Origin of the sequence: Phenylobacterium haematophilum (assembly GCF_014196295.1) — a bacterium.
In the GTDB taxonomy this organism is placed as follows: domain Bacteria; phylum Pseudomonadota; class Alphaproteobacteria; order Caulobacterales; family Caulobacteraceae; genus Phenylobacterium; species Phenylobacterium haematophilum.
On sequence record NZ_JACIDK010000001.1, the window covers coordinates 693,596 to 719,458 of the forward strand.

At 64.9% G+C, this 25,863-nt stretch carries 26 protein-coding genes; 5 read left to right on the forward strand and 21 right to left on the reverse strand.

Going from position 1 to position 25,863, the window contains the following annotated elements:
• The 14 genes from GGQ61_RS03495 to GGQ61_RS03560 form a co-directional block, all read right to left on the reverse strand.
• Nucleotides 1-1,125, reverse strand: a complete 1,125-nt coding sequence (locus tag GGQ61_RS03495; RefSeq protein WP_046846284.1) for an ABC transporter permease — start codon at nt 1,123-1,125, stop codon at nt 1-3.
• Nucleotides 1,122-2,249, reverse strand: coding sequence for an ABC transporter permease (locus GGQ61_RS03500; protein WP_046846283.1), 1,128 nt, complete (start codon nt 2,247-2,249; stop codon nt 1,122-1,124). Before GGQ61_RS03500 ends, GGQ61_RS03495 begins: the two co-directional genes overlap by 4 nt.
• Entirely contained in the window at nt 2,246-3,976 is a 1,731-nt protein-coding gene (locus tag GGQ61_RS03505; protein ID WP_046846282.1) for an ATP-binding cassette domain-containing protein, read from the reverse strand. Before GGQ61_RS03505 ends, GGQ61_RS03500 begins: the two co-directional genes overlap by 4 nt.
• Before the next feature lies 1 nt (nt 3,977).
• Nucleotides 3,978-4,985, reverse strand: coding sequence for a secretion protein HlyD (hlyD, locus tag GGQ61_RS03510; RefSeq protein ID WP_046846281.1), 1,008 nt, complete (start codon nt 4,983-4,985; stop codon nt 3,978-3,980).
• A complete protein-coding gene (locus GGQ61_RS03515) occupies nt 4,985-5,671 on the reverse strand; it encodes a CerR family C-terminal domain-containing protein (protein ID WP_046846738.1) in 687 nt (228 codons plus the stop codon). The genes hlyD and GGQ61_RS03515 overlap by 1 nt, the downstream gene beginning before the upstream one ends.
• 159 nt (nt 5,672-5,830) lie before the next feature.
• Nucleotides 5,831-6,787 carry an alpha/beta fold hydrolase gene (locus tag GGQ61_RS03520; RefSeq protein ID WP_052750807.1) on the reverse strand — a complete coding sequence of 319 codons (957 nt, stop codon included), beginning with the start codon at nt 6,785-6,787 and terminating at the stop codon, nt 5,831-5,833.
• Nucleotides 6,788-7,115: 328 nt separating this feature from the next.
• Nucleotides 7,116-9,167: a relaxase/mobilization nuclease domain-containing protein gene (locus GGQ61_RS22590; RefSeq protein ID WP_046846279.1), complete on the reverse strand. Its 2,052-nt coding sequence runs from the start codon at nt 9,165-9,167 to the stop codon at nt 7,116-7,118.
• A complete protein-coding gene (locus GGQ61_RS03530; RefSeq protein WP_046846278.1) occupies nt 9,164-9,484 on the reverse strand; it encodes a hypothetical protein in 321 nt (106 codons plus the stop codon). The genes GGQ61_RS22590 and GGQ61_RS03530 overlap by 4 nt, the downstream gene beginning before the upstream one ends.
• On the reverse strand, nt 9,481-10,383 hold the full coding sequence (locus tag GGQ61_RS03535) for a lytic transglycosylase domain-containing protein (RefSeq protein ID WP_238335907.1): 903 nt from the start codon (nt 10,381-10,383) through the stop codon (nt 9,481-9,483). The genes GGQ61_RS03530 and GGQ61_RS03535 overlap by 4 nt, the downstream gene beginning before the upstream one ends.
• Before the next feature lie 3 nt (nt 10,384-10,386).
• A complete protein-coding gene (locus GGQ61_RS03540; RefSeq protein ID WP_046846276.1) occupies nt 10,387-10,719 on the reverse strand; it encodes a DUF736 domain-containing protein in 333 nt (110 codons plus the stop codon).
• Nucleotides 10,720-10,756: 37 nt separating this feature from the next.
• Entirely contained in the window at nt 10,757-11,302 is a 546-nt protein-coding gene (locus GGQ61_RS03545; RefSeq protein WP_046846275.1) for a S26 family signal peptidase, read from the reverse strand.
• A complete protein-coding gene (locus GGQ61_RS03550; RefSeq protein ID WP_046846274.1) occupies nt 11,299-11,817 on the reverse strand; it encodes a DUF2840 domain-containing protein in 519 nt (172 codons plus the stop codon). The genes GGQ61_RS03545 and GGQ61_RS03550 overlap by 4 nt, the downstream gene beginning before the upstream one ends.
• A gap of 58 nt (nt 11,818-11,875) precedes the next feature.
• Nucleotides 11,876-12,955, reverse strand: coding sequence for a replication initiator protein A (locus tag GGQ61_RS03555; protein ID WP_046846273.1), 1,080 nt, complete (start codon nt 12,953-12,955; stop codon nt 11,876-11,878).
• Nucleotides 12,956-13,228 carry a helix-turn-helix transcriptional regulator gene (locus GGQ61_RS03560; protein WP_003052294.1) on the reverse strand — a complete coding sequence of 91 codons (273 nt, stop codon included), beginning with the start codon at nt 13,226-13,228 and terminating at the stop codon, nt 12,956-12,958.
• Between the two features lie 469 nt (nt 13,229-13,697).
• On the opposite strand from GGQ61_RS03560, the gene GGQ61_RS03565 reads away from it, so the two are divergent.
• Nucleotides 13,698-13,985 carry a DNA -binding domain-containing protein gene (locus tag GGQ61_RS03565; protein WP_046846272.1) on the forward strand — a complete coding sequence of 96 codons (288 nt, stop codon included), beginning with the start codon at nt 13,698-13,700 and terminating at the stop codon, nt 13,983-13,985.
• A gap of 13 nt (nt 13,986-13,998) precedes the next feature.
• Here GGQ61_RS03565 and GGQ61_RS03570 read toward each other — a convergent pair whose 3' ends face one another.
• The 6 genes from GGQ61_RS03570 to GGQ61_RS03590 form a co-directional block, all read right to left on the reverse strand.
• A complete protein-coding gene (locus GGQ61_RS03570) occupies nt 13,999-14,475 on the reverse strand; it encodes a DUF2285 domain-containing protein (RefSeq protein ID WP_202877086.1) in 477 nt (158 codons plus the stop codon).
• A 91-nt stretch (nt 14,476-14,566) separates the two neighbouring features.
• Nucleotides 14,567-14,782, reverse strand: a complete 216-nt coding sequence (locus GGQ61_RS22675; RefSeq protein ID WP_081856739.1) for a transcriptional regulator domain-containing protein — start codon at nt 14,780-14,782, stop codon at nt 14,567-14,569.
• Nucleotides 14,783-14,999: 217 nt separating this feature from the next.
• Complete coding sequence (locus tag GGQ61_RS03575; protein WP_046846271.1) at nt 15,000-15,527, reverse strand: antirestriction protein ArdA; 528 nt, start codon at nt 15,525-15,527, stop codon at nt 15,000-15,002.
• 414 nt (nt 15,528-15,941) lie between these two features.
• Complete coding sequence (locus GGQ61_RS03580; protein ID WP_003043905.1) at nt 15,942-16,367, reverse strand: hypothetical protein; 426 nt, start codon at nt 16,365-16,367, stop codon at nt 15,942-15,944.
• A 261-nt stretch (nt 16,368-16,628) separates the two neighbouring features.
• The gene (locus GGQ61_RS03585; protein WP_183769896.1) at nt 16,629-17,519 is read right to left on the reverse strand and encodes an aspartyl protease family protein; all 891 of its coding nucleotides are present in this window, start codon (nt 17,517-17,519) and stop codon (nt 16,629-16,631) included.
• Nucleotides 17,520-17,655: 136 nt separating this feature from the next.
• On the reverse strand, nt 17,656-18,414 hold the full coding sequence (locus GGQ61_RS03590) for a helix-turn-helix transcriptional regulator (RefSeq protein WP_343056010.1): 759 nt from the start codon (nt 18,412-18,414) through the stop codon (nt 17,656-17,658).
• A gap of 142 nt (nt 18,415-18,556) precedes the next feature.
• Here GGQ61_RS03590 and GGQ61_RS03595 point away from each other — a divergent pair, with 142 nt between their 5' ends.
• The 4 genes from GGQ61_RS03595 (at nt 18,557) to GGQ61_RS03610 (ending at nt 24,459) form a co-directional block, all read left to right on the forward strand.
• On the forward strand, nt 18,557-20,932 hold the full coding sequence (locus GGQ61_RS03595; protein ID WP_246370437.1) for a TonB-dependent receptor: 2,376 nt from the start codon (nt 18,557-18,559) through the stop codon (nt 20,930-20,932).
• Nucleotides 20,933-20,944: 12 nt separating this feature from the next.
• A complete protein-coding gene (locus GGQ61_RS03600) occupies nt 20,945-22,129 on the forward strand; it encodes an acyl-CoA dehydrogenase family protein (protein ID WP_183769898.1) in 1,185 nt (394 codons plus the stop codon).
• 26 nt (nt 22,130-22,155) lie between these two features.
• On the forward strand, nt 22,156-23,730 hold the full coding sequence (locus GGQ61_RS03605) for a fatty acid--CoA ligase (RefSeq protein WP_425500970.1): 1,575 nt from the start codon (nt 22,156-22,158) through the stop codon (nt 23,728-23,730).
• Nucleotides 23,731-23,826: 96 nt separating this feature from the next.
• Nucleotides 23,827-24,459 carry a helix-turn-helix domain-containing protein gene (locus tag GGQ61_RS03610; protein WP_183769900.1) on the forward strand — a complete coding sequence of 211 codons (633 nt, stop codon included), beginning with the start codon at nt 23,827-23,829 and terminating at the stop codon, nt 24,457-24,459.
• Nucleotides 24,460-24,483: 24 nt separating this feature from the next.
• Here the strand turns inward: GGQ61_RS03610 and hemN are convergent, their stop codons facing one another.
• Nucleotides 24,484-25,863: an oxygen-independent coproporphyrinogen III oxidase gene (hemN, locus tag GGQ61_RS03615; protein WP_183769901.1), complete on the reverse strand. Its 1,380-nt coding sequence runs from the start codon at nt 25,861-25,863 to the stop codon at nt 24,484-24,486.

Genomic DNA, 25,863 nt, shown 5'->3' on the forward strand with positions numbered 1-25,863 from the left:
CTACTCCATCCGAGCGCGGAAAAGAATTGCCGAAACGGTCAGCGTGACGGACGCGATAGCCGCCAGCGGCCATGTGTTCGCGAGAATGACCGCCGCAGGCATGTCTTTCAGGAAGACGCCTTCGGAGACGACGAGGAAATGCCGACAGGGATTGGCGAAAGCGATCACCTGTAGCCAGCCGGGCATGTTATCGACTGGAGTGGCGAAGCCGGACAGCAGGATTAGCGGCACCGTCACCAGAAACATGCCGAGAAAGGCTTGTTGCTGGGTTTGCGACAACGTGGATACCAGCATTCCGACGCCGATCAGCGACACTACATAGAAGAACAGAGAGAAGTAGAACGACGCCACGGAGCCGGTAAGCGGCACTCCGAAGACCGTGGGGATAAGGATCACATAGAGCGTGGCATTGAAGAATCCGATCAGCAAAGGCGGTGCCATCTTGCCAATGAGGATTTCGTGGACCCTCAACGGCGAAACCATAAGCTGATCGAAGGTGCCTAGCTCCCGCTCGCGGGCAACGGATTGAGCCGTAATCGACAAGGTGCCGGTTGCGCCCAGGGTCACAAGCAACGCCGGCATCACGAACCAAAGGTATATCAGCGCGGGATTGAACCAGTTGGTGACGACGGTTCGGGTAGTGGGCTGCCCTGGAGTTGCGGCGGGGCGCGCTTCGGCTGCGACCTGGCCAATGATCTGTTGCAGGTATGAGGAAACGATCTGCGATGCGTTCGAGCGTCGCCCGTCTAGGACGATCTGAACCTCGCCAATCTGCCCGCCCTCGATAGCCGCGCTGAATCGCGAATCGAAACTGAGAACGGCGATGACCTGCTGATTGTTGATTGCCTCCCGCATGTCGTCGGGCGAGGCGAGCGGCACCATGCGGCCGACGTTGGGGCTGCCTGCCACCCGCGAAACAATTTCATGGCTCCAGATGCCGGAATCGCGGTCTAGCACGCCAACGTCGAAGTTGCGCACTTCCAGCGTCGCCGCGAATCCGAACAGGACGAGTTGAAGTAACGGAGGCGCAATAAGGGTGATGCGAGCCCTGGGGTCGCGAAAGACCGCCCATAGCTCTTTCACGATGATCGCAGATAGTCGCGCGAAGCTGGCGGAACTCATCATGCGATCCTCCGGCGCGTCACTCGGAAGGCGAGGCCGAAGAACAGGAGGCCGAAACCCAGCATCGCCAGGATGCTGCGAACGAACATCGGCCAAAGATCGCCCACCACGAAAACGCTGGTCAGGGGCGGGATGAAGTAGCGGGCTGGAACCGCATAGGTCATCCCCTGAATGAATTTCGGCATCGAGCCGATCTCGAACAGAAATCCAGACAGCAGCAGGCCCGGCAAAAATGCCGTTAGCAACGCAACCTGGCTGGCCACGAACTGATTCTTCGTCGCCGCCGAAATCAGCAAGCCTTGGCCCAATGCTGGCATGAGGAAGGCCGCGCCAACCGCATACAGCGCGAGGATCGACCCTCTAAAGGGCACGCCGAACAGGAAGACGGCGACGATGACGCAGAGCGTCATCGAACCGAGCCCGAGCACAAAATAGGGAATGATTTTCGTGGCCAGGAACTCGCCCATGCTGACGGGCGTAGCCATCAACGCTTCGAGCGTGCCGCGCTCCCATTCCCGCGCGACGACGAGCGCGGTCAGAAGCGTCCCGATCATCGTCATGACAATGCTGATCGAGCCGGGAATGAGAGCGAACCGACTTTCGAGGCCCGGATTGAACCAGAAGCGGGGCAGCGGGGCGATTGCGGGAGCTAGTCGCACGCCACGATCCAATGCACGGCCTTCCGCCCAGGTGGCCCGCACACCTTCGGCATAGGCGGCGACAAAGGATGCCGTGTTCGGCAGCGAGCCATCGGTAATCACCTGGATCGGCGCGTCGATCCCGGCTGCGACCCTCTGGCCGAAATCACTCGGAATGACCACGATGCCCCGGATATGCCCAGCGATCAGTTCATCCTTGAGCGAAGTCACGTCGCGCCGGGATTGAACCTCAAACCACCGGGATGATCGGTAGGCCCCCGCCAGGCTGGCCGCCGCTTCGCTGGAATCTTGAACCGCCAAGCCGATCCGCGTCCTCGCCGTATCGAGAGACACGCCGTATCCAAACAGGAAAAGCAGGAGCAGCGGCAGCACAAAGGCGATCAGCATCGTCGAGGGGTCGCGGAGAATCTGTAGCGACTCCTTGACGAGCAGGGCCATGAAGCGTCGAGGATAGAAGCGGTCGTTCATGCGGCCTCCCGCTTTCGATCCGTTTCCTCGATCAGCGCAATGAAAGCGTCCTCCATCGTAAGGTCTGTGCCGCCACTGATTTCAGCCGCGCGGATTTTGAGGTCTTCGGGCGTGCCTTGGGCGATTTCCTGTGCGCGATAGATCAGCGCTATGCGGTCGCAATATTCCGCTTCTTCCATAAAGTGGGTGGTGACGAGCACCGTCACGCCGCGTTGCACGAGGCCGTTGATGTGCAACCAGAACTCGCGGCGGGTGATAGGGTCCACGCCCGATGTCGGCTCATCCAAGAAAAGCACGGGCGGTTGATGGAGCACGGCGCAGGCAAGCGAGAGCCGTTGCTTGAAGCCTAGCGGCAATGTTCCGCTGTTCACCGGCAGATGACGTTCAAGCTGGAAAATGTCGATGACGCGCGCAACGGCCTCGGCCCGCTGGCGTCGATTCAAGCCATAGGCTCCGGCGAAGAAGTCCAGATTTTGTTTGACGCTAAGATCGCCATACAAGGAAAATTTCTGCGCCATGTAGCCGAGAGACTGACGCGCCTCCGCGCTGGCGGTGCGAAGATCATGGCCGGCAACGCGGCCTTCGCCCGCTGTCGGCGTGAGAAGCCCGCAAAGCATCTTGAAGGTCGTGGATTTGCCCGCGCCGTTCGGCCCGAGAAGGCCGAATATCCGGCCTTGCGGCACGGAGAATGTGATGTCGCCTGCCGCCGTGAACGTCCCAAACACCTTGGTAAGCCCTCGCGCCTCGATGGCCGGCGCGTCGGACTTTTCGATGGGCTTGTAGCTCGCGGCGAGTTGGCTGACGCCTTTCGGTCCTCCACCAAGGATGTCAATGAACGCATCCTCAAATCGCGGCTGCACGGCTTCGATTCGGTCGCCCTGCGACATTCCGAATCGTTCTGTGGTCGGCGCAGCAGCGCCTTCGTCCATGAGGACGCGAACGGAAGCGCCCTGAATGGTGGCGTCCTTTACATCGTCGCGAAGGACAAGGCTGGCGAGTAAAGACCGCCGGCTTTCGGAAGGACCAAACAGACGATAGGTCCGACCTTCGACACGGGATGTCAGCCGCTTCGGCGGTCCACTGAACAGCAGCTTGCCTTCGTTCAGCAGGAATACCGTATCGCACTTCTCGGCCTCGTCGAGATAGGCGGTGGACCAGACGACGCCCATGCCCTCCGTCGTGAGCTGGCGGACCATCGCCCATAGTTCCCGTCTGGCCACGGGATCGACGCCAACGCCAGGCTCATCAAGCAGCAGCACGCGAGGGGGCCGCACCAGTGCGCAGGCCAGGCCCAGCTTTTGCTTCATGCCGCCCGATAGACGGCCAGCCAACCGGGGGCGGAATCGCTCAAGGTCCGTGAAAGACAGGAGTTGGGAAAAGCGCTCCGTGCGTTCTTTCCCTGGGGGTAAACCGCGAAGATCAGCGTAGAGTGAAAGGTTCTCGATAACCGACAGGTCTTCGTAGAGTCCGAAGCGTTGCGGCATGTAGCCTAGTGCCGATCTATCGGCCGCGATGGCGGGCTCGCCGAGAAGGGTAACTTCCCCTTCATCCGGGTCGAGCAATCCAGCGAGCAAACGGATCAGGGTTGTCTTGCCCGCGCCATCAGGGCCGACCAAGCCCGTCATCACGCCGCCCATCACCTCCATGCTCACGGCATCAAGTGCCGGGGCTGCATTGGGCGCGAAGCGTTTGGTGACATCTACAGCGTGGGCAACTGCCTCTGTCATTTCACTGGCCCGCCCCTGGGTCCGGGCTCTGCTGGAGCCTCACGGTCACGGGCTGACCTTGACGGAGACGGTCATCGGGATCGGTGACGTTGATCCTCAAACGATAAACGAGGTCGGCGCGCAGTTGTTCGGTCTGAACCGTCCTCGGCGTAAATTCGGCGGTTGGTGAAATGAAGCCGATGACACCACGATAGACTTTGGGGTTGCCGTCAGTGGTTACGAACACGGTCATGCCGGGCGCGATCCGCCCAAGGTCGGGTTCGGCAACATAGGCGCGCACCCGGATCGGCCGATTGATGGTGAGCGTGAAGATAGTTGCGCCGGATTGGACGATGGCACCGGGCTCGGCCGCTCGCGTGAGGATCGTGCCAGCGTCCGGTGCTTTAAGCGTCGTGTCGGCCAGATTGGTTTTCACCCTATCGCGTTCCGCTATCGCGGCCGCGAGTTGCGCCTCCGCAGCCGCGATGTCTTCGACGCGAGAGCCGGCGCGCAGCAGCGCCAAGGCTTCCTCCGCCGCGCGAAGCTGCGCTTCGGCGGCGCGGTATTCAGCCTCGGCGGCCTCGAAAACCGATTGGGATACAGCGCCGGTAGCAACCAGCGCCCGGCGACGCTGGAAGGCTTTTCGGGTTCGCACCATGTCCGCCCTTCGGACGGCGACCGCAGCCTCCGCCTGGGCAATTTCCTGGGGTCGATTCCCGTTGCGCCGTTTTTCGAGTTCGGCGCGAGCGGTCGCAACCTGCGCTTCCGCACCCGCCAGCGCGTCGATGAATGGCTGTTGGTCAAGCTGCGCCAGAGTTGCCCCAGCCTCGACCGAAGCACCTTCATCAATCGGCATTTCGGCGATACGACCCGCAACGCGAAACCCGAGATTCACCTGACGAATATCGACATTCCCATAAAGGACCAGCCCCTCGTTGGGCTTGTCCAAGAAGCCGAAGCCGCGAGTGTAGTATCCCGCCGCTGCGACGCCCGCGATGATGACTGCCAGGATGATGATGCGGCGGGACACTATGCGCCCCCCACATTCGGGGAGGCAGGCGCAATGGACCCGACGAGTTCAACCACCAAAGCCTCAATGGCTGCGAGGCCCTTGTCGTCTATCGTCTCCCAATCGAGCGCGGCGAGGACCGAAGCGCGCCCCACCCTGAACATGAGGACGCTTCCAACCAATGCGAGGGTTCTGAGGCGCACATGCTCGGAAGCAGAGTCTTCGTCGAGCAAGGTTCCAATTAGATGGTCACATATATTGAGCAGCGGTCCCATCAAGTCGTCGTAGAGGCAACGAAAGGCCGTAGTCGGCTGCATCTGCTCGCGGATAATGAAGCGCGCCCAAGGCTCGGAACGGCTGCTCACGAATAGCGCCGCCATCCGCTGAATGATCTCGGTCAGCAGGCGGCGTGCCTCATCCGTGCCAAGCGGCGTTCCCGAGCGCGCTTCTTCGACACGGGCAAAGACGAGGCTTCGCAGCGGGGCGATATGATCCTTGATGCCATCCCCGATGGAGGTGGCCGCAGCGAGGTAAAGGCCCTCCTTGTTCCCGAAGTAGTAGGCGATTGCCTGCTGGTTTGCCCCGGCCTTCTCGCAAAGCATCCGGGTCGTCGCGCCGTCGAAACCGACACGCCCGAAAACATCCACGGCTGCGATAAGCAGCTTCTCGCGAGTTTGATCGCCGCGTTCGATCTTTCGTCCCGACATGACGCCCGTGCTCCATCCTTCATCTTGGGAACCGAAAGCCGCCCTGCGCTCCCTCGCGGCGAGTCGGCTCCATCCCACGATCAAACCTAGCGTGGACCAGAGACTAAATCAATCATCTGATTTAGTTAAGGCTTGATGGATAGACGGCTGCGAGAACTGTCATTGCGATCCAGCGATAATTCGCGCCGTCTGGTTGAACGGCCCTGACAGGAGGCGGCCTGTGGTGTCGAGCAGATAGACGCCAGCCTGTCGGACGCCGCTAGCAACATGACCATCTTGGGCAGCCGCGAAATAGCGTGCCGCGAAGGTGGCGAAGCGGTCATGGTTGAAGGCATTGCCTGCTGGTAGGGTCGTGATGTCGATGATCCGTATGCCACCCCGGCGAGAAATCTCCTGTATCTCCGGGTCATCGACGCGGGCCGCACCAAGGCGGGGCCTGCCATTGGCAAGCCGACTCGACGCGGCAAGTGCCCGGTCGTCTTCGGATACAAGGACAGTTAGCGGCGGTGACAGTCGGCCGACCAAAGCAGCCTGTGTGCGGAAGACATCCACATCAATATCAGGGGCGGCAAGCCCGACCTGTAGGCGAGAGATAACACCGTCCCGTCCCTGGAGGCGAAGCTGTCGAAGCGCTTCCATGACCAGCCATGCGCCCAAGCTATGGCCGATCATGATCACGCGCCGCTCTGTGCGTGAACGGCTCAACGTGGCGAGCAAATGAACTAGATCGTCCCGCGCATAGGTGGCGGAGTCCCGGTCGGCGACGTAGCCTCTAACGCTGGCCTGCGAAGGCCAAGAAAAGAGGATTGGCACAACTCGCCCATCGACCTCGGCGCTCAACTGCGCAAGGCGGAAAACCGCCTCCTGATAACTGTAGTTATAGCCATGGACGAACACCGCGACCGTGCCGCCAGCATCTTTCTGCATACGGTTGACGCTATCCTCGAACGCTTTTTCATCGAGTTCGCGCCGTCCGACTGTGATAAAGTCTTTTGAGGGATCGCTGCTGCGAGCGTTGACAACCGCGCCCGCTCTGCCGCCGTCCGCTGATGCCGCCTGCATTGTGAACTGTTCGTAGCGCAGGATGCCGCGCCCGCTTCCTAAGACGGGGCGCACCAAATCTGTCGAAGAACGATCTGTCGCCGTGAGGACCGTGATGCTGCTAGTGTTCCCTGCTGCGCGCCGGCCAGCGGGATCAAGCGTCTCTGGTCCGGGCCGCGCTGCGCACCCTGCAAGCGCAGTCGCGAGGACCAGAACCAACGGGATGAAAGCCGCTCGTGCTCGTGGCATCGTTCTGGTTCCGCACAAAGGTCAATGAGAGGGACAAGCCAGGCGCTTCCTGCCAGCGTCCAACAATCAGTCTAGCGTGACGTAAAAACTAAATCAATCATATGATTTAGTGCCTATCCGGTTCCTGCGTTGCCAGCGCCTCGGTTGGACAGCGCTACAGCCCCAAACCCTTCTGCCGGCCCAATTGCCACGACACCGAACCGCCCTGCACGACGCCCGCGATTTCACGGCCGAGCTGGCGGTCGATGACAGGTCGCCATGGGACAAGGGTAAACTCGTGCGCTTTCTCGACGATGGCGAACTTGCCGCTGGTTAGCTGCACGGTGCCAGTGAACTTGCCGCTGACGGTTTCGCCATCGGCGACGGCGCGGAACGGCAGCGACTTGTTCGCCGCCATCGCCGTGCCGAAGCTGGCAACCTCGCGCTCGCGCAGCGTCGCGAGAAGATTGCGCCGATAGAAGATTCGGCCGTCCCGGCTGCGCGTGGCGTCGCCATGCTCGACGTGATGCTCGCGGCGCTGGTCCATCGCCTCGCGCACCTGCTGGCCGAAGCCGGCCGATGCAAGGTCGGTTGCGTCGGGCGTAACCAAGCGCCGGTCGAGCCAGGTCGCGCCGTCCGCGCCGATCTGCTTTTCAAGGTCGAGCACCGAAAGGACGCGAACGCTGGCTTGCCGGTTGCGGCCGGCGTCGTAGGCAGTGGCGCGGCTCTCGAAATCCTCGGGGATGCGCCATTGGTCGGCGTCGATCCGCGCGACAATGCCGGCCCGGCGCAATGCCTCCAGCCGGCGCACATGAGCATCGACATATCCCTCATAGTCGCCGCCCGGAACGCGGCCCTCGAACTTCGCCTGTTCCAGATGGCGGCTCGGCCGATAGACGCCATCCTCGGCGATGGCGGCAATGGTCCGGTCGGACGGACGGCTTGCCGTTTCGGCCGGGCCGATCTCGACGACGCTGCCTATCCGCGCGTCCTCAACGCGGGCCGGGTCGATGCCGGCGACATGGTGGGTCCGGCCGTCGATCCCGTCCACCACGACGGTCAGGTTCTCGCCCAGCTCGTCGGACAGATACTTATCGACGACGCGGCCGACGATGGGCTTTTCGGGCGGCCCGTCATGGACTTGGAAGGTCAGCGGGTCGCGCTCCAGGCCATCGGCCTTCAACGCCTTGTGCATGTTGCGGATGATGTCGCCGCGCTCGCCCATCTCGCGCAAGGTCGGCTCCATGCGCTCGCTCATTTCCCAAACGCCCGGCGCGTGCTCGGTCGCCAACCCCATCTTGTCTAGCTTGGCGAGACGGCGCAGGCGCAGGGCGCGATTGAACTGGCGGCGCGGCTCGGCCGGCTCTTGGCGAAGGTCGAGGAACCTGTCGTCGGCTTCCTCGACCATCGCCCGGTCGATGCGGGTGAAACGGTCCTGGTCGATCTCGGCCGACAGCTTACGGGTCTGCTCGATCTCGGAGACGGGGCCAAGCTCCAGCGTGGTCAATTCGCTTGCCCGCTCGCGTATGCCGTTGGCGAGATAGTCGCCGTTGATGACAAGGTTCTCGCCCAGGTCGTCCTTGCCGCGCACGATGACATGCACATGGGGATGGCCGGTGTTGTGGTGATTGACCGCAACCCAATCCAGTTTCGTGCCAAGGTCGGCTTCCATCTGGCGCATGAGGTCGCGGGTATAGGCTGTCAGGTCCGACAGGTCCGCGCCGTCCTCCGGCGAGACGATGAATCTGAATTGGTGGCGATCCTCCTGGCCGCGCTCAAGGAATGCAGCGCCATCGGCGCGGTCCTCGGTCGCCGAATAGAGCTGCCCGCGCTCGCCGTCGCGCGATGTGCCGTCGCGCTGGATGTAGCGCAGATGGGCGGCCGCCCTTCCGTTCCTGCCCGCCTCCTTGACGTAGCGGGTCTTGACGACGACGCGGCGCATTCCGGGCGCGCTGTGACGCCAGCCGCCCGACAGGGTGCGAGCGCGCACGAAGGCCGCGCCGCGTCCGCGCCGGACGCCCGGTCCTCCTGACGAACGCGCGCCCTTGCCGCCCTTGGCGGTCGGGGTCTTGCCTGGGCGCGGCGACGATCTGGATGACGTGGTGCTGTGCTGCCGCGCGATCTTCTTCGCCTGCGTGAGAAAGCTCTTGGTCTTGCCGCCCTTCGGCGCGTCGGATCGGATGCGACCGGGCTTCGGGCGGAAGCGGGTTTCGTCGTCGGCGCTCATGGACGCGCCTCCGGCCAAAATCCAAGGAAATCGGGCACTCGGCGGTCATGGTGCCGGTCGAAACCCAGCAAAGCCAAGGCTTTGCGCAACATCGCGGCACGCGGGATTAAAAAGCATGGTGCCGCTCGCGGCTCCCCTAACCAGTGTGCAGACAACAACAATTTCAGAAATCCGGCCGACCTAGTGCCGGTTTCCTTTATCTTGCCCTCCGCTCTTTCGTCCTTCTCTGCCTCTCCGGCCCGGTATGCTGCCAGACGCGAACCCGCCTGACTGCACACCGGATCGTCCGCCGCCGAGCGCGGGAATGCCACCTTCATGGCGTATCTCCGACGCTCGCGCGGGCTACAAAAATGCTGCCGTCTTGCGGTTCCATAGCGGCGGGATCGCGCACCGGAACGGTCGCGCGAGCGTCGCCGGATTGCGCGTCGGACGGCTGCGCGGCGATTGCCCGGCTGTCATTCGGCCGCATGATAAAGAGCGGTGCGTCGCGCCAGTCGGGCGGCGGTGGCGGTGCCGATGACGGCGCTTCCGATGCAGCCGCACCGCCAAGGATCGGCGCGAGCGCGGCGACATAGGCGCGTGTCTCGGCCGGTAGCGGACGGCCGGTCGAACGGTGCTCGTCGTAGCGGCCGGGGCCGGCATTGTAGGCCGCGAGCATCGCGCCGACATTGCCGTAGCGATCCCACATCTCGCGCAGATAGGCCGTGCCTGCGAGGATGTTGTCGCGGGGCTGATAGGGATCGCGGCCGAGCCGGTGACGGGCACGCAGGCCCGCCCAGGTGTCGGGCATAACCTGCATCAATCCCATCGCGCCGGCCGACGAAATCGCGCGCACGTCGCCCGCGCTCTCGGCGCGCAGGACGGCGCGAATCCAGTGTTCGGGGATGCCGAACCGCTGCGACGCCTCGGTGATGTGCGCGGCATAGGGATCGACGGCAACCGGGCGCACGACCGACGCGGATTGCGCGACCGCGACGCCCGATCCGGCGCTGACTGATAGTGCGCCGGCCAGCAACAGGACGGCATAGCGCCATGGCTTCCTGTCGCCGCTATGACGCCAGCCTGCCAGCGTGCTCGCTACGGTAAAGGGTGCGCGCAAAGCGCCGGCCGGTGGCCGCCCTTGACCTTCGCTGCGCGCGCCGGCCGTCTTGTCGCCGAGCGGGACGAAGGGATGCGAGTGCGTTCCCGCGAACAAAGGGATGATCGGAACGCGCACCAATTAGCTCCGATCCTCGCGCGCCTTCGGCCGCTTCCACGCGAGCCGGAAGGTGCGTGCCTCGTCGTCGGCCTGGAACAGCGCCGGGCGAAACAGCGCAGGGAAAAGCGGGCTGTCGATCTCCAGGGCGATGTAATCCCCCGCGCGTTCGCCGACACGTTTCCAAGCCCCGCCGATCTCGGGGCCGTCCTCGTCGTCAAGGTGGATGCGATAGGCCGGCGTGTTCTCGCCGTCGCCCGGCTCGATGGCGACGAGCACGATTGCCTCGTCAATGCCGAACAGCCGGACGCGGCCGGCGTAACCGTTGGCGGTGGGTTCAAAGATATTGGCGGGCATTGTAAGTCTCCTTGCGATTGGTTGGGGAAGCGCGAAGTCAGTGCGTCGGCGCGCGCCACTCGAAGCGGCCGACGCCTTCCTCATCGGTCCAGAGCGGGACCGCTCGGCCGATGACGGAGCTTGCGGGGATGGGTCCGAAGTAACGGCCGTCTAGGCTGTCGCGGACATCCCAATTCATGAGGAAGATTTCGCCGGGCGCGATGACGCGGCAGCCCTGCCAGGCAGGCAGTTCACGGCCGATCCGGTCGCGCTCCAGCGCCTCGCCCATCTCGATCCCGTCAACCGTGATCGTGCGGCCGGCGCGGCAAACCCACTGCCCTGGAAGGCCGACGACGCGCTTCAACAGCGGCACGCCGCGTCCGACATAGCCGCGCTGCACCATGAAGGCGGCGAGCGGTTCGGGCGGCATGACCGCGACCAGCTCGGGCACCTCGATCCGGTCGGCCGGCTCGACGGTGTAGAAGCCTACCGGCGCGCTGGCCGTGGCGTTCCAAATGAGTTTCGTCGGCGTCTCGATGGCGCTTGCGACGGCAACGCCCATCGCGGCCAGCGCCGTGACGGCGAGATAGCGGCGGCGCGTCACGGGTCGATCCTCCGACGCCCAATCCACGCCGCATGTCGTTCCGGCGTGTAGTCGCTCGGCTCCAGATTGGCGGCTAGGCGGTTGTGCGCGTGTCGCCAGTAGTCCGGTGACACGTCGGCCGGGTCGAGTCCCAGCGCCTCCACGGCGTCGATGACGGCAAGTGCGCGCTGCACTTTCGGCCAGCCGTCCAGGCGTAAAAGGATGTCGCCCCCAGGCCGGACGAAGGGCAATGTCTGGAACGGCTCGCCCCGACCGATGGCCCGCGCGATGTCGATGCGTGAAATGATCGTGCCGTGCTCGCCGGCCGCCCAACGGACGAAGGCGAAGATGTTGTTCGGCGCGAAGCCGACGACGCTTCGGCGACGGTCGATGATCTGTTCGTAGCTCTTGCGGCCGAAGCGTATCCAGTGCTCGACCTTGCGTTTCTCGAAAGTCAATTCGACAAGCGTGGTGAAGGGCGCGGGTCCGTCCGGCAGCGGACGGCCGTGCGCGCTGCGATGGGCGCGACGGGTCATTGTTCGTCTCCGGTGATGGCTTGGGGGTTGCGCGGGCGCACCGCGTCGAGCGCGGGCGTCATGGTTCGCCTCGCTCGGCGGCACCGGCACCACGCCTCGCGTGTGCGCGCGTCAAAGAAGAAAAGTTAGATTCTCTGTTAGACTCTAAGTTAGCGGTCGGATTGCGCGTTTCAGGCCAAAGCGTTAGCTGGGGTTCGTGCGCCTGATCTGCCGATAGGGTTGCGCCTGATGTGCCGATACCCCGTGCGCCTGATGTGCCGATGGCATTCACACCGTTATCAACAGGCACTGTGGACAGGTTTACCGGGCAGATGCGAAGCAGCTCACGGCCGTCTTCCCGCTCGATCTGGAGTCGATAGCCAGGAAGCGGCTGGCGGGCCGCGATGCGGCGCAAGTCGAGCGCAAAATCGGACAGCCGTGCGAGGCTGCCGGATTTCTGATGAAGGTGCGCAAACTCGAACAGCCAGCCATGGCGCTGGCGGCCGGCGTGCTTACGGGCGACGCGGTAAAGCCAACGCTCGATGCCGCCTGTCAGCCGGAAATAGGCCGGGTCGATGGTCAGGACCAACGAGCGGTCGATGACGCTGTTGTAGAACCATTCGGGCAAGACAAATTCCATGCCCTCGACGCGGCCGGCGCGCGTCGTCATTTCCTCCCACTCGTTGATCCATGAGAATTGCCGGCGACGCCAATGCGGGCCGTTGCGGATGGTGGTGGCGATGACGGTCGATTGCAGTCGCGCCAGCGCGGCTTTCAGCAGCAGGTATTGATGGTTGCCGGTCGGCCGCCCGATGGCGCGCAGCAGATGGTAAGGCGTGAAGCGGACGAAGCGTGACGTGGTGAGGCCGTTGTTTTCGGCCGCGACGATCTGCGAGGCCGCCCATATCAGCACGTCGGCGTCCCATATCGTCGCCATGCCGTGCTCGGGCATCCCGAACACCTGCACCTCGACATCGGCGGCCTTGTAGAAAATAGGCTTGGTGCGCGGCGTCTTCGCCAGGGAGAAGAACGGCCGCTCCATCAAATCGCGCTGGTCGCGCGGTGCGGCGTCGCCGGTCGCGACCACGAAGGGGTCGAGTCGGCTGCGTTCGCTGGCGTCGGCCGGCTGCGCGGGGCTATGGTCGTCCTCGCGTAGCATTCAGCAATCGCCCAGCTCTTTGGGCGTGAGCGGACGCGCGGGAAAAACCGTGCCGGCGTTCTTGTCGCGCGTGGATTTGCGGGTGCCGACCGCGCTCCAGGCTTCAAGGTCGCGGACGGTATAGAGGACGCGCCCGCCGATCTTGCGATAGGTCGGGCCGGTGCCGTATGTGCGATGCTTCTCAAGGGTGCGGACGGACAGGCCGAGAAAGCGCGCGGCTTCCTGTGTGCGAAGCAGGCGCGGCGGCAGGTCCGCGTTGCGGCGGATGGCCATAAGATCACCTCTGGTTCGTCGGTTGATGTGGCCGCCGAAAACTTCGGCGGGCTGTGGCGAACCATGGCGAGGGATCGGCGGCGCGTAGCGTGCCGCATTTGCGCCTATGCGCTGGCGGCACCCCTTGGGGAGCGTCGGCAAGCTGAAAAGACGAAGAAAATCCGTGCGTCATGCCTGCCGCACCGAATTGGCGAAGACATTCGCGTGCGGGTCGGCTAAGACTGAACGCGGAGCAGACGCGCTGCTCCGGGGCGTAGTAACCCCTGGTTAGCGGTTGGTGCCGGCCGTGACGGCATCAAACTCCTTGACCTTATGGTCGGGGAGCCTGTGGCGTATACAACAGGCTCTCCGAGCTAAAGGCCATAGGGCCGTCTAACCACGGTTACTAACTCCCCGATCACCAGAGTCAGAGAGCATCGTTTGCGGGGGCGCACCGCGAACAAACCCTCTCGGATACGGGGAAACGGCCATGCAAGTGCCCGTCGAACTCGATCCCGATGTGGACGACGAAGCCCCAACGGGAAACGACATAACGCCTTATGACGAACGGCATTACGTCACCTATCTGCGCCTTCTCGACGCGAAGGCCGAAGGGGCGGACTGGATGGAAGTCGCGCGAATCGTGCTGCATCGCGATCCGGTCGGCGATGAAGCGCGGACCCGGCGATGCTGGGAAAGTCACCTTGCCCGCGCCCAATGGCTTTCACGCGAAGGCTATCGGCGAATCTTGGAACAGGCGGTCGCGGCCGGGCGCTGATCGTTGCCGGTTTTCACTCGGCAGGCGATTTGATCGGATAGTGCAGCAATAGGCGGTAGCCGCCCCTCATCATCTTCAGGCCGTGCGCGACCAATCGGCGGGCCTGGTTCTTGCGCGGGTCGGCTTCCCAATCCTCCTTGGTCCCGCGAAAGCCAAGCAGGACTTCCGCGATGGTGCGATAGCTTTCGCCTCGCAAGCGGGCGTCGAGCGCGCGCAGGGACAGGATATGAAACTTGCGGAGCTGCGCCGGCAGGGTGCGGAAGTCCGCGCCGGGCGCTCGCCCATTGAGGGACCGCCAAAGTCGGCGGGCGGCATGGGCGCGAAGCTCCATGAAAGAATCCATCGGAAGGGATACGGCATAGAAGGCCGCTGCGTCGGGCACGGCCTGGGGCAGCCAGAATTGATGCGCGACGCCATCCACATTCCAGATGCCATGCCACCCATCCGCTGCGTGCCGTAGGTCGAGGCCGGACAGGTGCGCCAGCGTCACTATAGGTTCCGTCGCCCCGTCGCGATGCTGCACCGGGGACAAGAGAACCGCTTGCGGCTGGAGACTTGGAATCCAGAACAGGGATTGCCGATCAGGCGGCGTTTCGGGATCGCACGGGAAATCGCAAACCCCAACGCTGCGAGAATCCGTCAAGCTGGTCGCCAGCCGGCTCCTTCACCTGGGATATTGTTTGGAAGTCGCGATGATAGTCCTCATGGCGACGAAGATACTCCCAGGCGAAACCGGCGGGGGGAATAGCTTTCGCGTGCCCGTAAGCCGCCGGCGCACGCCAATCAATGCTAAGCATGGCGTCACCTCCCTATACCGGACGGCGCAGGGCAACGCCCGGATAGAGAGTTTCCGGAATCGCCAACACTGGATATAGCTGGAGTTATACGGAATGTTGTTCGTGAAGGCCGCACATTTATAGTTATTTTCTTCTTAACAACATTTCTGTGATTTTACTAGTCTGCGAGGTCGTGCGTGTTGCCTTGCCCGCTGGCGCAGGCAAGGCAACCCAAGTCTCACCTGTTGGAAAAGACATGCACCTCGTCGCGTGCTGTTTCTATCGTGAAGAACTCGCCGCCCATTTCAGCGTCGCGGGCCATTGCCTCCCAATCGACATAGTAGCGCAGGGCTTCGGGGATCGTGACGCTCTCGGCGGTCAGCTCCTCCATGTAGTCCGCAAGGCTCGCGTGCTGTCCATGATAGCAATCCTGCAAGGCACTTTCGGCCTGGTCGATGTCACCGACGAACTGCTCCAGCAAACCCGCGCCTAGTGCGCCGTGCTCGGCGATGAAAGCGCCCATCCGCGCCACGCCCTCGATGCTGGCGTATTCCCTGACGGTGACGCCCTCGAAGCCTTCATAGTCATGGATGGCATATTCTTCCGCGCCCTTGATCGGGGAACGCGCAAGCATCGCGGCAATCTCGTCTCTGATGTCGTCGGCGTCCTGATCCGCGTCGATCCAGGCACCATGCAGATAGCCGTTGTTATAGGCTGCAAGGCAGGCAACATAGATGCGGGGATTGGTGTCGGTTGCGCTGGTCATGTCTCTGTTCCTTCGGGTGTTGGGTTCAGAGCAGCGAAGCGCCGCTCCTGAACCCCTGCCCGTCGGCGAGACTGGGGTAGTAAGGTGCCAGACAAGTCTTTGGCACCGTGGAATAAATGGAGGGGACCCGCTTGCGGGGAGCGGGCCGTTTATGCCGCGAAAGGGCAAAGAGTTTTCTTGCGCCGCGCGAGGGCAACGCCCTTAGCAATCTCTCGAACAAGAAAATCAGCAGGCCGGACTACCATGCGCCCGGTTCTCCATATTTCCAGGCGGTAGGTGTCGAACGACGCGGCGACAGCCGCGCCGACCCGGAGGCGAACGCGCTTCCAAATTGCGCCGTAGTGAGCCGGAGGGTCGCCAGTGACAAAGCCCCGGCGCTTTAGCGCCGGGTCAATTTGATATTACGCCGTTGGATTAGCGAACGGGCGTGGGTCCGCTGGCCGAAGGTGCTGCCAGTCGCAGCAAGGCCGAAATCCCGACAAAGCCGCCGCCGATGATGCAGAAGATTTGCCGCCAGATTTCGGATGGGACCGATTCCTTGGTGACGCCGTGGACCAGCGCATAGCCGGCCACGGCAGCGGGTGCAGCGAAGATCAGCGCCACGGCGAGGCGCAGGATCGGGGAGCGTAGCGAGTCAAAGAGAAGCGCCAGGACGCCGAAGGCTGCGCCGGCCGCGACCAAGCCGACCAAGCCCGCGCCGATCAAGCCGGAGCCGGTCTGATAGGCGAACTGCGCGGCCGTCAATCCGAGCATGAAGGGCAGCGCATAGACCGCGAGCGTATAGGCCGCGACGCAAAGCATTGCGATCAATACAACGCTCATTATCATTACGACGGCCATGGCTCTGCTCCTTTACGACTGGCGCGGTTCGCTCTTTCTTGCTCCTTCGCGTGGCGATGCGCCTATGATGACGGTCCTCGTTTATTCTGTCGACCGTGAACATGGCTTTCTCGCGCAAGCCTGCGAAACAAGCGTGATTAAACAGAAGCGGCCGGAAACCTGCTGAGATTTCAGCAGATTCCGGCCGATTTTCATGGTTCATTTTGGAGGGCTATGGAGTAAACGTAGTGCTCATCGGTATCCCGCACGTCCCGCCAAGCCTCATCCCGCCGGGGCGACGAGGACGAGCTCTAGCCCCTTGTAATCGATGATGGTGCGGTAGCGGCCCAACTGGTCCATGCCCAGGATCATCGCCGGCCTGTCGGCCAGCCCGACCACCTCGAACACCGGCAGGTCCGCAATCCGAAGCTCGGGCCTCTCGATGAGCGCCCCCGCCACCTCCAGCTTGCGGGCGATATGGACAGCGTTGGCGCTCGCATGGCTGCTGACGCCCTTCACGGCGCTGCCCGCGCGCAGGCCTTCGCTCTGCGGCGTCAAGCCGAGCAGGCTCGCCGCGCGCCAGTTGATGATCGTCGCCCGCGCGCCGGTGTCGACGACCGCATCGATCGGGTAGCTGTCGATCCAGACCGTCACCCGCGGCGCCAATGCGTCGTCGAGGGTGATCGCAGTCCGATGATTCTGGGCCGAAATCGGCAGACTGGGCATCGCATCCCGCAGCGCCCAGCGCCGCTGCGCCAGATCGACGTCGAGCACCCCTTGGGCGAGCACGTCCGCGCCAAGGATGCCGTGGACCTGCAGCGCATCGACGGGCCCGGCCGGCATGTCGAACGCGGTCAGCCCCGTGAACCGCCGGCCCTGCGTGTCCAGCGTCCGGATAGCGACGGTGGCGACCTCCGCACTCCCCGCTGCGCCGTTGACCTCCAATTCGCCCCTCTTCTCGAGCTTCACCGGCAAGGCGGCGTGCAGGCTGGGCAGCACGACGGTGCTGCTGGCCGCGGTGTCGATCACGAACCGATAAGGGCCGTGACCTTCGATCGTGACTTCGGTGACCGGCAGTCCGCTGCTGTGAACCATCAGCGGCGTGGTCGGCCGCTCGGCCAGCGCGCCCGCCGACGTCAGCGCGAGCGCCAGAGCGTAGATCGCATGCATCATTCTGAAGTCTCCAGCCTTGCGCCGCGGTGAAGACCCTAACGCCCAGGGCCGCCCAGGCGACGCGTCGTCGCCCAAAACTGATTTCATCGCGGCAAGCACGACCAAACCGACGTTCGGCGCGACGAAGGCGGACCTTTCAGGCGCGACCGGTGGGACGGCGCTCGCCGACATAGCCAAGCACCGAGGCGCGGTGGACCGCCTGCGGCCGGCCCGCCACGCCCATCTTGTCGGCGGCGTTGCGCATGTGGAAGCGGACCGTCGGCATCGAAATCTTCACGATCTCGGCGATCTCGCCGTCCGTCTTGCCCTTGGCCGCCCACTTAAGACACTGGATTTCGCGACGAGTCAGGTGGACGAGGCCGTTCGGGGACGGGCCGCGGTCATTGTAGGCGGCCATGAAGCGCAGTGAGAGGACCGACAGCTCGGCCGCGCGCTGTTCGAACACCGGCCGCACGTCGAAGACCTCGGGCGAAGCCCAGACGATCGCCCCGATCACCCCGCCGGGCAGATGCGCCGGCGCGATGATCGCCGTGCCGATCTCCACCGTCTCGGCGCTCTGCACCACGTCGATCGCCGCCAGTCGGCGCGACGGCCGCCAGGCCCCGAAGCGTCCGTCCTGAAAGTAGAAGGGCTCGGCCGTGTAGCGGCATGCGAGCACGAAGGTCGAGCGCAGGGCGAAGCCTCGATCCTTCCAGTACTGCAATCCAGGGTCGAGCCACTGAAACAGCGTCTCGGCGAACGGCCGGCCATGCCGGTCGCGCATCGGCTCAGGATCGCCGATGTCGGCGCTGACTGCGACATAGGGCAGGCCGATCTCGCGGCCACCGTCGCGGACCTGCCCCGCCAAGGCCTCGATCAGCTCGTACTCCTCGTGAGACTCAGCGCTCAACGCCACGACGGCCTGCCTCCCCTGCGGCGCCTATCACATCCGTTAGCTTGTCCCTCAAAGCCTGGTTCTGCAAGCATTCCCGCCTCGCCGCGACAAGACGGCGACGTGCAAGAACGCTTCGCCGGCGCGGCCGGCGACGGGAGGGATGATGAAACAAGCACTGACGACCGCCTCGTGGGCGGTGATCGCGCTCGCCTGCGCGGCAGGTCCAGCCATCGCACAGGAATCGGGGACCGTCGCCGAACTCGTGGTCACGGCCCAGAAGCGCGAGCAGAACCTGCAGGACGTGCCGATCGTGGTCACCACCCTTCCGCAACGGCAACTTCAGGATGCGGGCGTTCGGGACATCAAGGACCTGCAGGTCCTCGCCCCGGGCCTCAGCGTGACCTCGTCGACCAGCGAGGCGCAGACGTCGGCCCGGATTCGCGGCGTCGGCACCATCGGCGACAACCCAGGCCTGGAATCGTCGGTCGGCACGGTCATCGACGGCGTCTATCGCGCCCGCAGCGGCGTGGCCTTCGGCGATCTCGGTGAACTGGAGCGCGTCGAGATCCTCAAGGGTCCGCAAGGCACGCTGTTCGGCAAGAATACGTCGGCGGGCGTCATAAACGTCCTGACCAAGGCCCCCTCGTTCGACTTCGAAGCGGCGGGCGAACTGACGGTCGGCAACTATGGCGCGCTCGGCGTGGCCGGCAGCGTCACCGGCCCGATCGTTGCCGACAAGCTGGCCGGGCGCCTGTACGCGGCCAAGCGCGAGCGCGACGGCTTCGCCGACGTCCACGTCGCGGCCGGGCCGCGCACCCGCACCGACGACACCGACCAGAACTACTACACCATCCGCGGCCAGCTGCTGTTCACACCGACCGAGGCCCTCAGCATCAAGCTGCTGGCCGACTATTCGAACCGTGACGAGCATTGCTGCGTGAACTTCGTCACCGTCGCCGGCCCGACCGCCGCGCTGGTCGACGCCCTGGCCGCCGACGAAGGCGTCCTGCGCCCGCCGACCCCCGGCGCGCGGATCGCCAACGCCAACCGCGACATGGGCTCGAAGATCATTGACCAGGGCGTCTCGGCGCAGATCGACTGGGACATCAACGACGACATGGTCCTGACCTCAATCACCGCCTACCGCGACTGGCGGGCGGAGAACGGCTCGGACATCGACTTCTCGTCGGCGGACATCTGGTATCGCCCGGCCGACGGCTCGAGCTTCAATCAGATCAAAGCATTCTCGCAGGAAGTTCGCCTGGCCGGGGCCACCGAGACGGTGAACTGGCTGATCGGCGCCTTCTATTCGGACGAGGACCTGACGGCCGCCGCGGCCACCACCTTCGGCAGCGCCTACGAGCCCTATTTCGGCCTGTTGCTGTCGGCGGCGACCGGCAGCCCCAACCCGGCCTTCGTCTCGGCGCTGACCGGCCTGCCGTTCGGAACCAACTTCCCGGCCGGCGCGGGGCCGCGCGACAGCTATGACCACAGCTCCAAGGGCTGGGCGCTGTTCACCAACAACAGCTGGAAGGTCACCGAGGCGCTCGAGCTGACCATGGGCCTGCGCTACTCCGACGACGAGAAGTCGGTCCGCAGCCACTACACCAACTCCGCGCCGGCCAACGCCTGCGCCGCAGCGCTGGTGCGACCTATTCCGGCCGCCGCTCGCGGAGCGATCTGCGCTCCCCACTCCGACCCCGCCTTCAACAACGTGGTCACCAACCAGGACCAGAGCGAGGGCCGCTGGAGCGGAACCCTCAAGGCCAGCTATCGCTTCAACGAGGGGGTGATGGCCTACGCCTCCTACGCCGAAGGCTTCAAGAGCGGCGGCTTCAATCTCGATCGCGCGCGCTTGGCCGCCGGGGTGATCAATCCCGACACCAGCTTCCCGGCGGAAACTGTGGTCAGCTACGAGTTCGGCGTGAAGACCAACACCGCCGACTACGGCCTGGTCGCCAACGCCGCCCTGTTCCACCAGACCTACGAGGACTTCCAGCTCAACACCTACACAGGCATCAGCTGGCTGGTGGCCTCGATCCCGGAAGTGATCTCGCGCGGCGTAGACGTCGACCTGATGTGGCGCCCGCCGATCGAGGGCCTCAGCTTCTCGGGCGGTGCGACCTACGCAGAGACCCAGTTCGGCGACTTCGTCCCGCCAGCCGGCATCTCGCCGCGCCTGCCGAACACCCGCCTCTCCTACGCGCCGCTATGGTCGGCGGCCGGAACCGTCAGCTACGAGCGCCCGGTCAACGAGACCCTCGAATTCCGGGCCAGCCTTTCGGCCAAGTACACCTCGGAGTACAACACCGGCTCCAACCTCGACCCGCTGAAGTCCCAGCCGCCGCTGACCCTGGTCAACGCCCGCCTGGTTCTGGCCAGCCAGGATGAGCGTTGGTCGGCCGAGCTCTGGGCCCAGAATCTGACCGACGAGGACTACAACCAGGTCGTCGTCGACCAACCGCTGCAGACCGGCACCTTCGCGACTTTCCTTGCGCCGCCGCGGACTTACGGCGTTACCCTGCGCGGACGTTTCTAGGACGCCCGCCAAGTGAACCTGGATCTGACCGCCGAAGAACTGGCCTTCCGCGACGAGGTGCGCGCCTTCCTGGAGGAGGCGCTTCTCCCCGATCTGCGGGAGGCCGGACGCCGCGCCACCAGCGTCTTCATCGACAAGCGCTACAGTCTGCCCTGGCAGAAGATCCTGCACGCCAAGGGCTGGGCCGCGCCGAGTTGGCCCAAGGCCTACGGCGGCCCCGGCTGGAACGAGATGCAGCGGCACATCTTCGCGGCCGAATGCGCCCGGGCCGGCGCGCCCAGCCTCGCCCCAATGGGCCTGCGCATGGTCGGGCCGGTGATCATGGGCTATGGCAGCGAGGCGCAGAAGGCCCACTACCTGCCCCGAATCCTGTCCGGCGAGGACTACTGGTGCCAGGGTTATTCCGAACCCGGCGCAGGTTCGGACCTGGCCGCGCTGCAGCTGCGCGCCGAACGCGACGGCGACGACTACGTCCTGAATGGGTCGAAGCTGTGGACCACTCATGCGCATTGGGCAAACCGCATGTTCTGCCTGGTCCGGACGTTGGCCGAGGGCAAGCCGCAGGCCGGGATCACCTTCCTGCTGCTCGACATGCAGACGCCAGGGATCAAGGTCCGCCCGATCATCACCCTGGCCGGTGAGCACGAGGTCAACGAGGTGTTCTTCGAGAACGTCCGGGTCCCGGTCTCCGGGCGGCTGGGGGAGGAGAACCAGGGCTGGACGGTCGCCAAGTACCTGCTCGAGTTCGAACGCGGCGGCGGCTCGGCGCCGGGCCTGAAGGTCATGCTGGAACGGCTGCGCAAAACCGCCCGTGACGCCGGCCTGCTGGATGAGGCGAGCTTCCGCCGCCAGCTGGTGGAGACCGAGATCGCCGTTCAGTCCATCGAGGTCTCCGAGCAACGGATCCTCGCCGAGTTGTCGTCCGGCAAAAACCCCGGCCCCGCCTCCTCGATGTTGAAGACCCAGGGCGGCGAAGCCATGCAGCGCATCGACGAACTGCTGCTGCAGGTCGCCGGCGTCTACGCCGCGCCCGACCAGCCGGCCGCCCGCGAAGCCGGGTCGAACATTACGCCGATCGGGCCGGACGCCGTCCTGACCGCGATGCCCCGTTACCTGAATAATCGCGCCGCCTCGATCTACGGCGGCTCCAACGAGATCCAGCGGGACATCATCGCCCGCCTGGTGCTCGGGCTCTAGGGAGGCCGCCCGTGGCTCCAACGTCCGTGGACTTCAACGCCATCCCGACCCTGGCTGACGCGCCGCGCTTCCACGCCCGCGAGCGGCCGGACGCCGTCGCCCTGACCTTCGAGGGGCGGGAGACGACCTACGCCCAGTTCGACGCCGCCAGCAATCAGGCGGCCCAGGCGCTGCTCGCTGAGGGTCTCAAGAAGGGCGACCGCATCGCCTATCTCGGCAAGAACAGCGACCACTATTTCGAACTGTTGTTCGGCGCCGCCAAGATCGGGGTGATCATGGCCCCGATCGGCTGGCGGCTGGCCCCGCCCGAGGTCGCCTACATCGCCGGCGACGCCCAGGCTAGGATGCTGTTCGTCGGCCCCGAGGCTCTCGACACCGCCCGGAAGGTCGCCGCCGAACTGCCCGACATGAAGGTCGTGGCCATGGAGCCCGGCGCCGGCGAGTGGCCGACCTACGAGGCATGGCGCGACGCGCAAGCCCCCCGCGATCCGGCCATCCAGATCGACGAGCGCGACGTCGCCGTCCAGCTCTACACCTCGGGCACCACGGGCCGCCCGAAGGGCGCGATGCTCAGCCACCTCAACATCCTGGGCGGCCGACGGCGGGCTCAGGAGTCGCCGATGGCCTGGAACCAGTGGGACCCGGAAGACATCAGCCTCGTCGCCATGCCGGTGGGCCATATCGGCGGCACTGGATGGGGCATCGTCGGCCTGGTGAATGGCGCCAAGGGCGTCGTCGCGCGCGAGTTCGATCCGTTCAAGGTGCTCGACTACATTGAGCATGACCGCATCTCGAAGATGTTCATGGTGCCGGCCGCGCTGCAGATCGTGGTGCGCCAGCCGCGGGCGCGCGAGGTCGACTATTCGCGTCTGAAATACATCCTCTACGGCGCCAGCCCGATCCCGCTGGACCTGCTGCGCGAGTGCATGGAGGTGTTCGGCTGCGGATTCGTCCAGCAGTACGGCATGACCGAGACCTGCGGCACGATCGTCTACCTGCCGCCGGAAGACCATGATCCCGCCGGCAACGCTCGGATGCGCGCCGCGGGCCTGCCGATGCCGGGGGTCGAGATCAAGGTGGTCGACGAGACCGGTGCCAGCCTGCCGCCGAACACCGTCGGCGAGGTCGCCGTCCGCTCGGTCTCAAACATGGCCGGCTATTGGCGGCTGCCCGAAGCGACCGCCGCGACCGTGGCCGCCGACGGCTGGCTGCGCACCGGCGACGCCGGCTACCTCGACGAGGACGGTTACCTCTTCATCCACGACCGGGTGAAGGACATGATCATTTCTGGGGCCGAGAACATCTATCCGGCCGAGGTCGAGAGCGCCGTCTATGGCCACCCGGACGTCGCCGAGGTCGCGGTGATCGGCGTGCCCGACGACAAGTGGGGCGAGTCGGTGAAAGCCATCGTCGCGCCGAAGCCTGGGACCAGCCCCGATCCAGAGGACATCATCGCCTTCGCCCGCACCCGCATCGCCGGCTTCAAGGTCCCCAAGAGCGTGGACTTCATCGAGGCCCTGCCCCGCAACGCCTCGGGCAAGATCCTGCGCCGCGAGCTGCGCGAGCCTTACTGGGCCGGCCGCACCCGCCGTGTGAACTGACCTCCGTAGGAGTACGTAAGGGCGCACCCGTAAGGGACGATCCGAAATTTTCCGCCTGCCCGCCCCGTCCTAGTCAAAGGTCATCGGGAGTTGGGTATGATTTGCAGCGAAACGATCCTCCGTGAAGACCACGACCTGATCAGCCGGATCGGCGTGCCGATGACCTTCGCCAAGGACGAAGAGATCTATGGCCAGGGCGAGCGCGCCGATCTGGTCTATCGCATGATCAGCGGCACGGTGCGCACCTCGCGCTTCATGGCCGACGGCCGCCGCCCGATCGGCGACTTCTACTATCCCGGCGACGTGTTCGGGCTGGAGACGACCGGCAGCCACAGCATGGCCGCCGAAGCGCTCAGCGATTGCGTGATCCTGGCCGCCAGCCGGCAGGCGATTCTGGCCGCAGGCGGCGAGGAAGAGCTCAAAGACCTGATGTGGGACGCCACCGTGCGTGACCTTGAAAGCGCCCGCGAGCACCTGACCCTCCTGGTCCGCAAAAGCGCCAGCGAGCGGGTCGCCAGCTTCCTGCTCGGCCTGGCCCAGCGTCGCGGCGAGACCGCCGTCGAGCTGGCCATGGGCCGCCAGGACATGGCGGACTATCTGGGTCTCACCATCGAGACGGTGTCTCGGATGATCACCCAGTTGCAGTCCTCCGGCGTGGTCGAGTTCGAAAGCTGCCGCCGCTTCCGCGTCCGCGACCGCGAGGCCCTTGAAGACCTCGCCGCCGCCTGACTTTTCACCTCTACAGTTCTCCCCTCACAACGCCTTGGCGTGCCGGCCTTGCTGGGCGTCGAAGTAGGCGTCCACCGCCGCGCAGATCGAGCGGATGACCAGCCGGCCGTGTCCGACCACATCGACGCGGCCGGCTTCGGCCTGCAACAGGCCTTCGCGCCGGAACGGCTCAAGCCGGGCCAGGATCAGCGCCAGGTCGGCCAAAGAGCGGCCGTGCCGGGCGCACATGGCATGCAGGTCGACAGCGAAGTCGCACATCAGCCGCTCGATGATCTCGCCGCGGAACCGGTCCTCGTCGGTGATCGCCACGCCGCGGGCGACCGGCAACTCCCCGCGCTCCAGCGCCGCGCGCCAGTCGAGTTCTCTCGTTACATTTTGCACGAAGCCTTGCGGGAAGGCGCCGATGGCCGACGCGCCCATGCCGATCAGGGTCTTGGCGGCGTCGGTCGTGTAGCCTTGGAAGTTCCGGCGCAGCCGGCCCTCGGCCAAGGCGATCGCAAGTTCGTCGCTCGGCAGGGCGAAGTGATCCAGGCCGATGCGGACATAACCCTCGGCGATCAGTCGATCGGCCGCGGTCTCGCTCTGGTCGAGGCGCTCGGCCGGCCCCGGCAGCGCGTCTTCAGCGATCAGTTGCTGGTGCGACTTCATCCACGGGACGTGAGCGTACCCGAATAGCGCCAGCCGTTCGGGCCGTAGCCCCAGAACCGCGTCGATAGTCGCCAGCGTGTTGGCGGTGGTCTGGTGCGGCAGGCCGTACATCAGGTCGAAATTGATCGAGGTGACGCCGGCCTCGCGGAGCCAGCCGACGCAGCGGGCCGCTTCCTCGATGGTGCCCTTGCGGTCGACGGCGGCCTGGACCTGCGGGTCGAGGTTCTGCACGCCCAGGCTCGCGCGCCGCAGGCCGTGGCCGGCGCAGGCCATGACCCAGTCGCGGGTCAGCGCCGGCGGATCGATCTCGGTCGCCACCTCGATGTCGGGTGCAAGCTCGAACACCTCGCCAAGGGCGGCGAACAGCACGTCGAGTTCCTCGACCGCCAGCATGTTCGGGGTCCCGCCGCCGAAGTGCAGGGCGTTGGCCGGCAGCTTTGACGGCAGCGCTTGCCCCAGCAGCCGGAGCTCATCGAGCAGCTTGCCGACATAGGCCGCGATCGGCTCATGCCGGTTCACGGCCCGGGTGTTGCACCCGCAGTACCAGCACAGCCGCGCGCAGAACGGGATGTGCATGTAGAGCGAGACCGGATCACCCGCGGGCAGGTCCGCCAGCCAGCGCCGGTAGGCCGCCTCCCCGACGTCCGGCGTAAACTGCACGGCGGTCGGATAGCTGGTGTAGCGCGGGGCGCGGCCGTCGAAGCGGGCGACGAGGTCGGCCAGCGCCTGGGGGTCTCTGAGCGCGGTGAGTGTCAC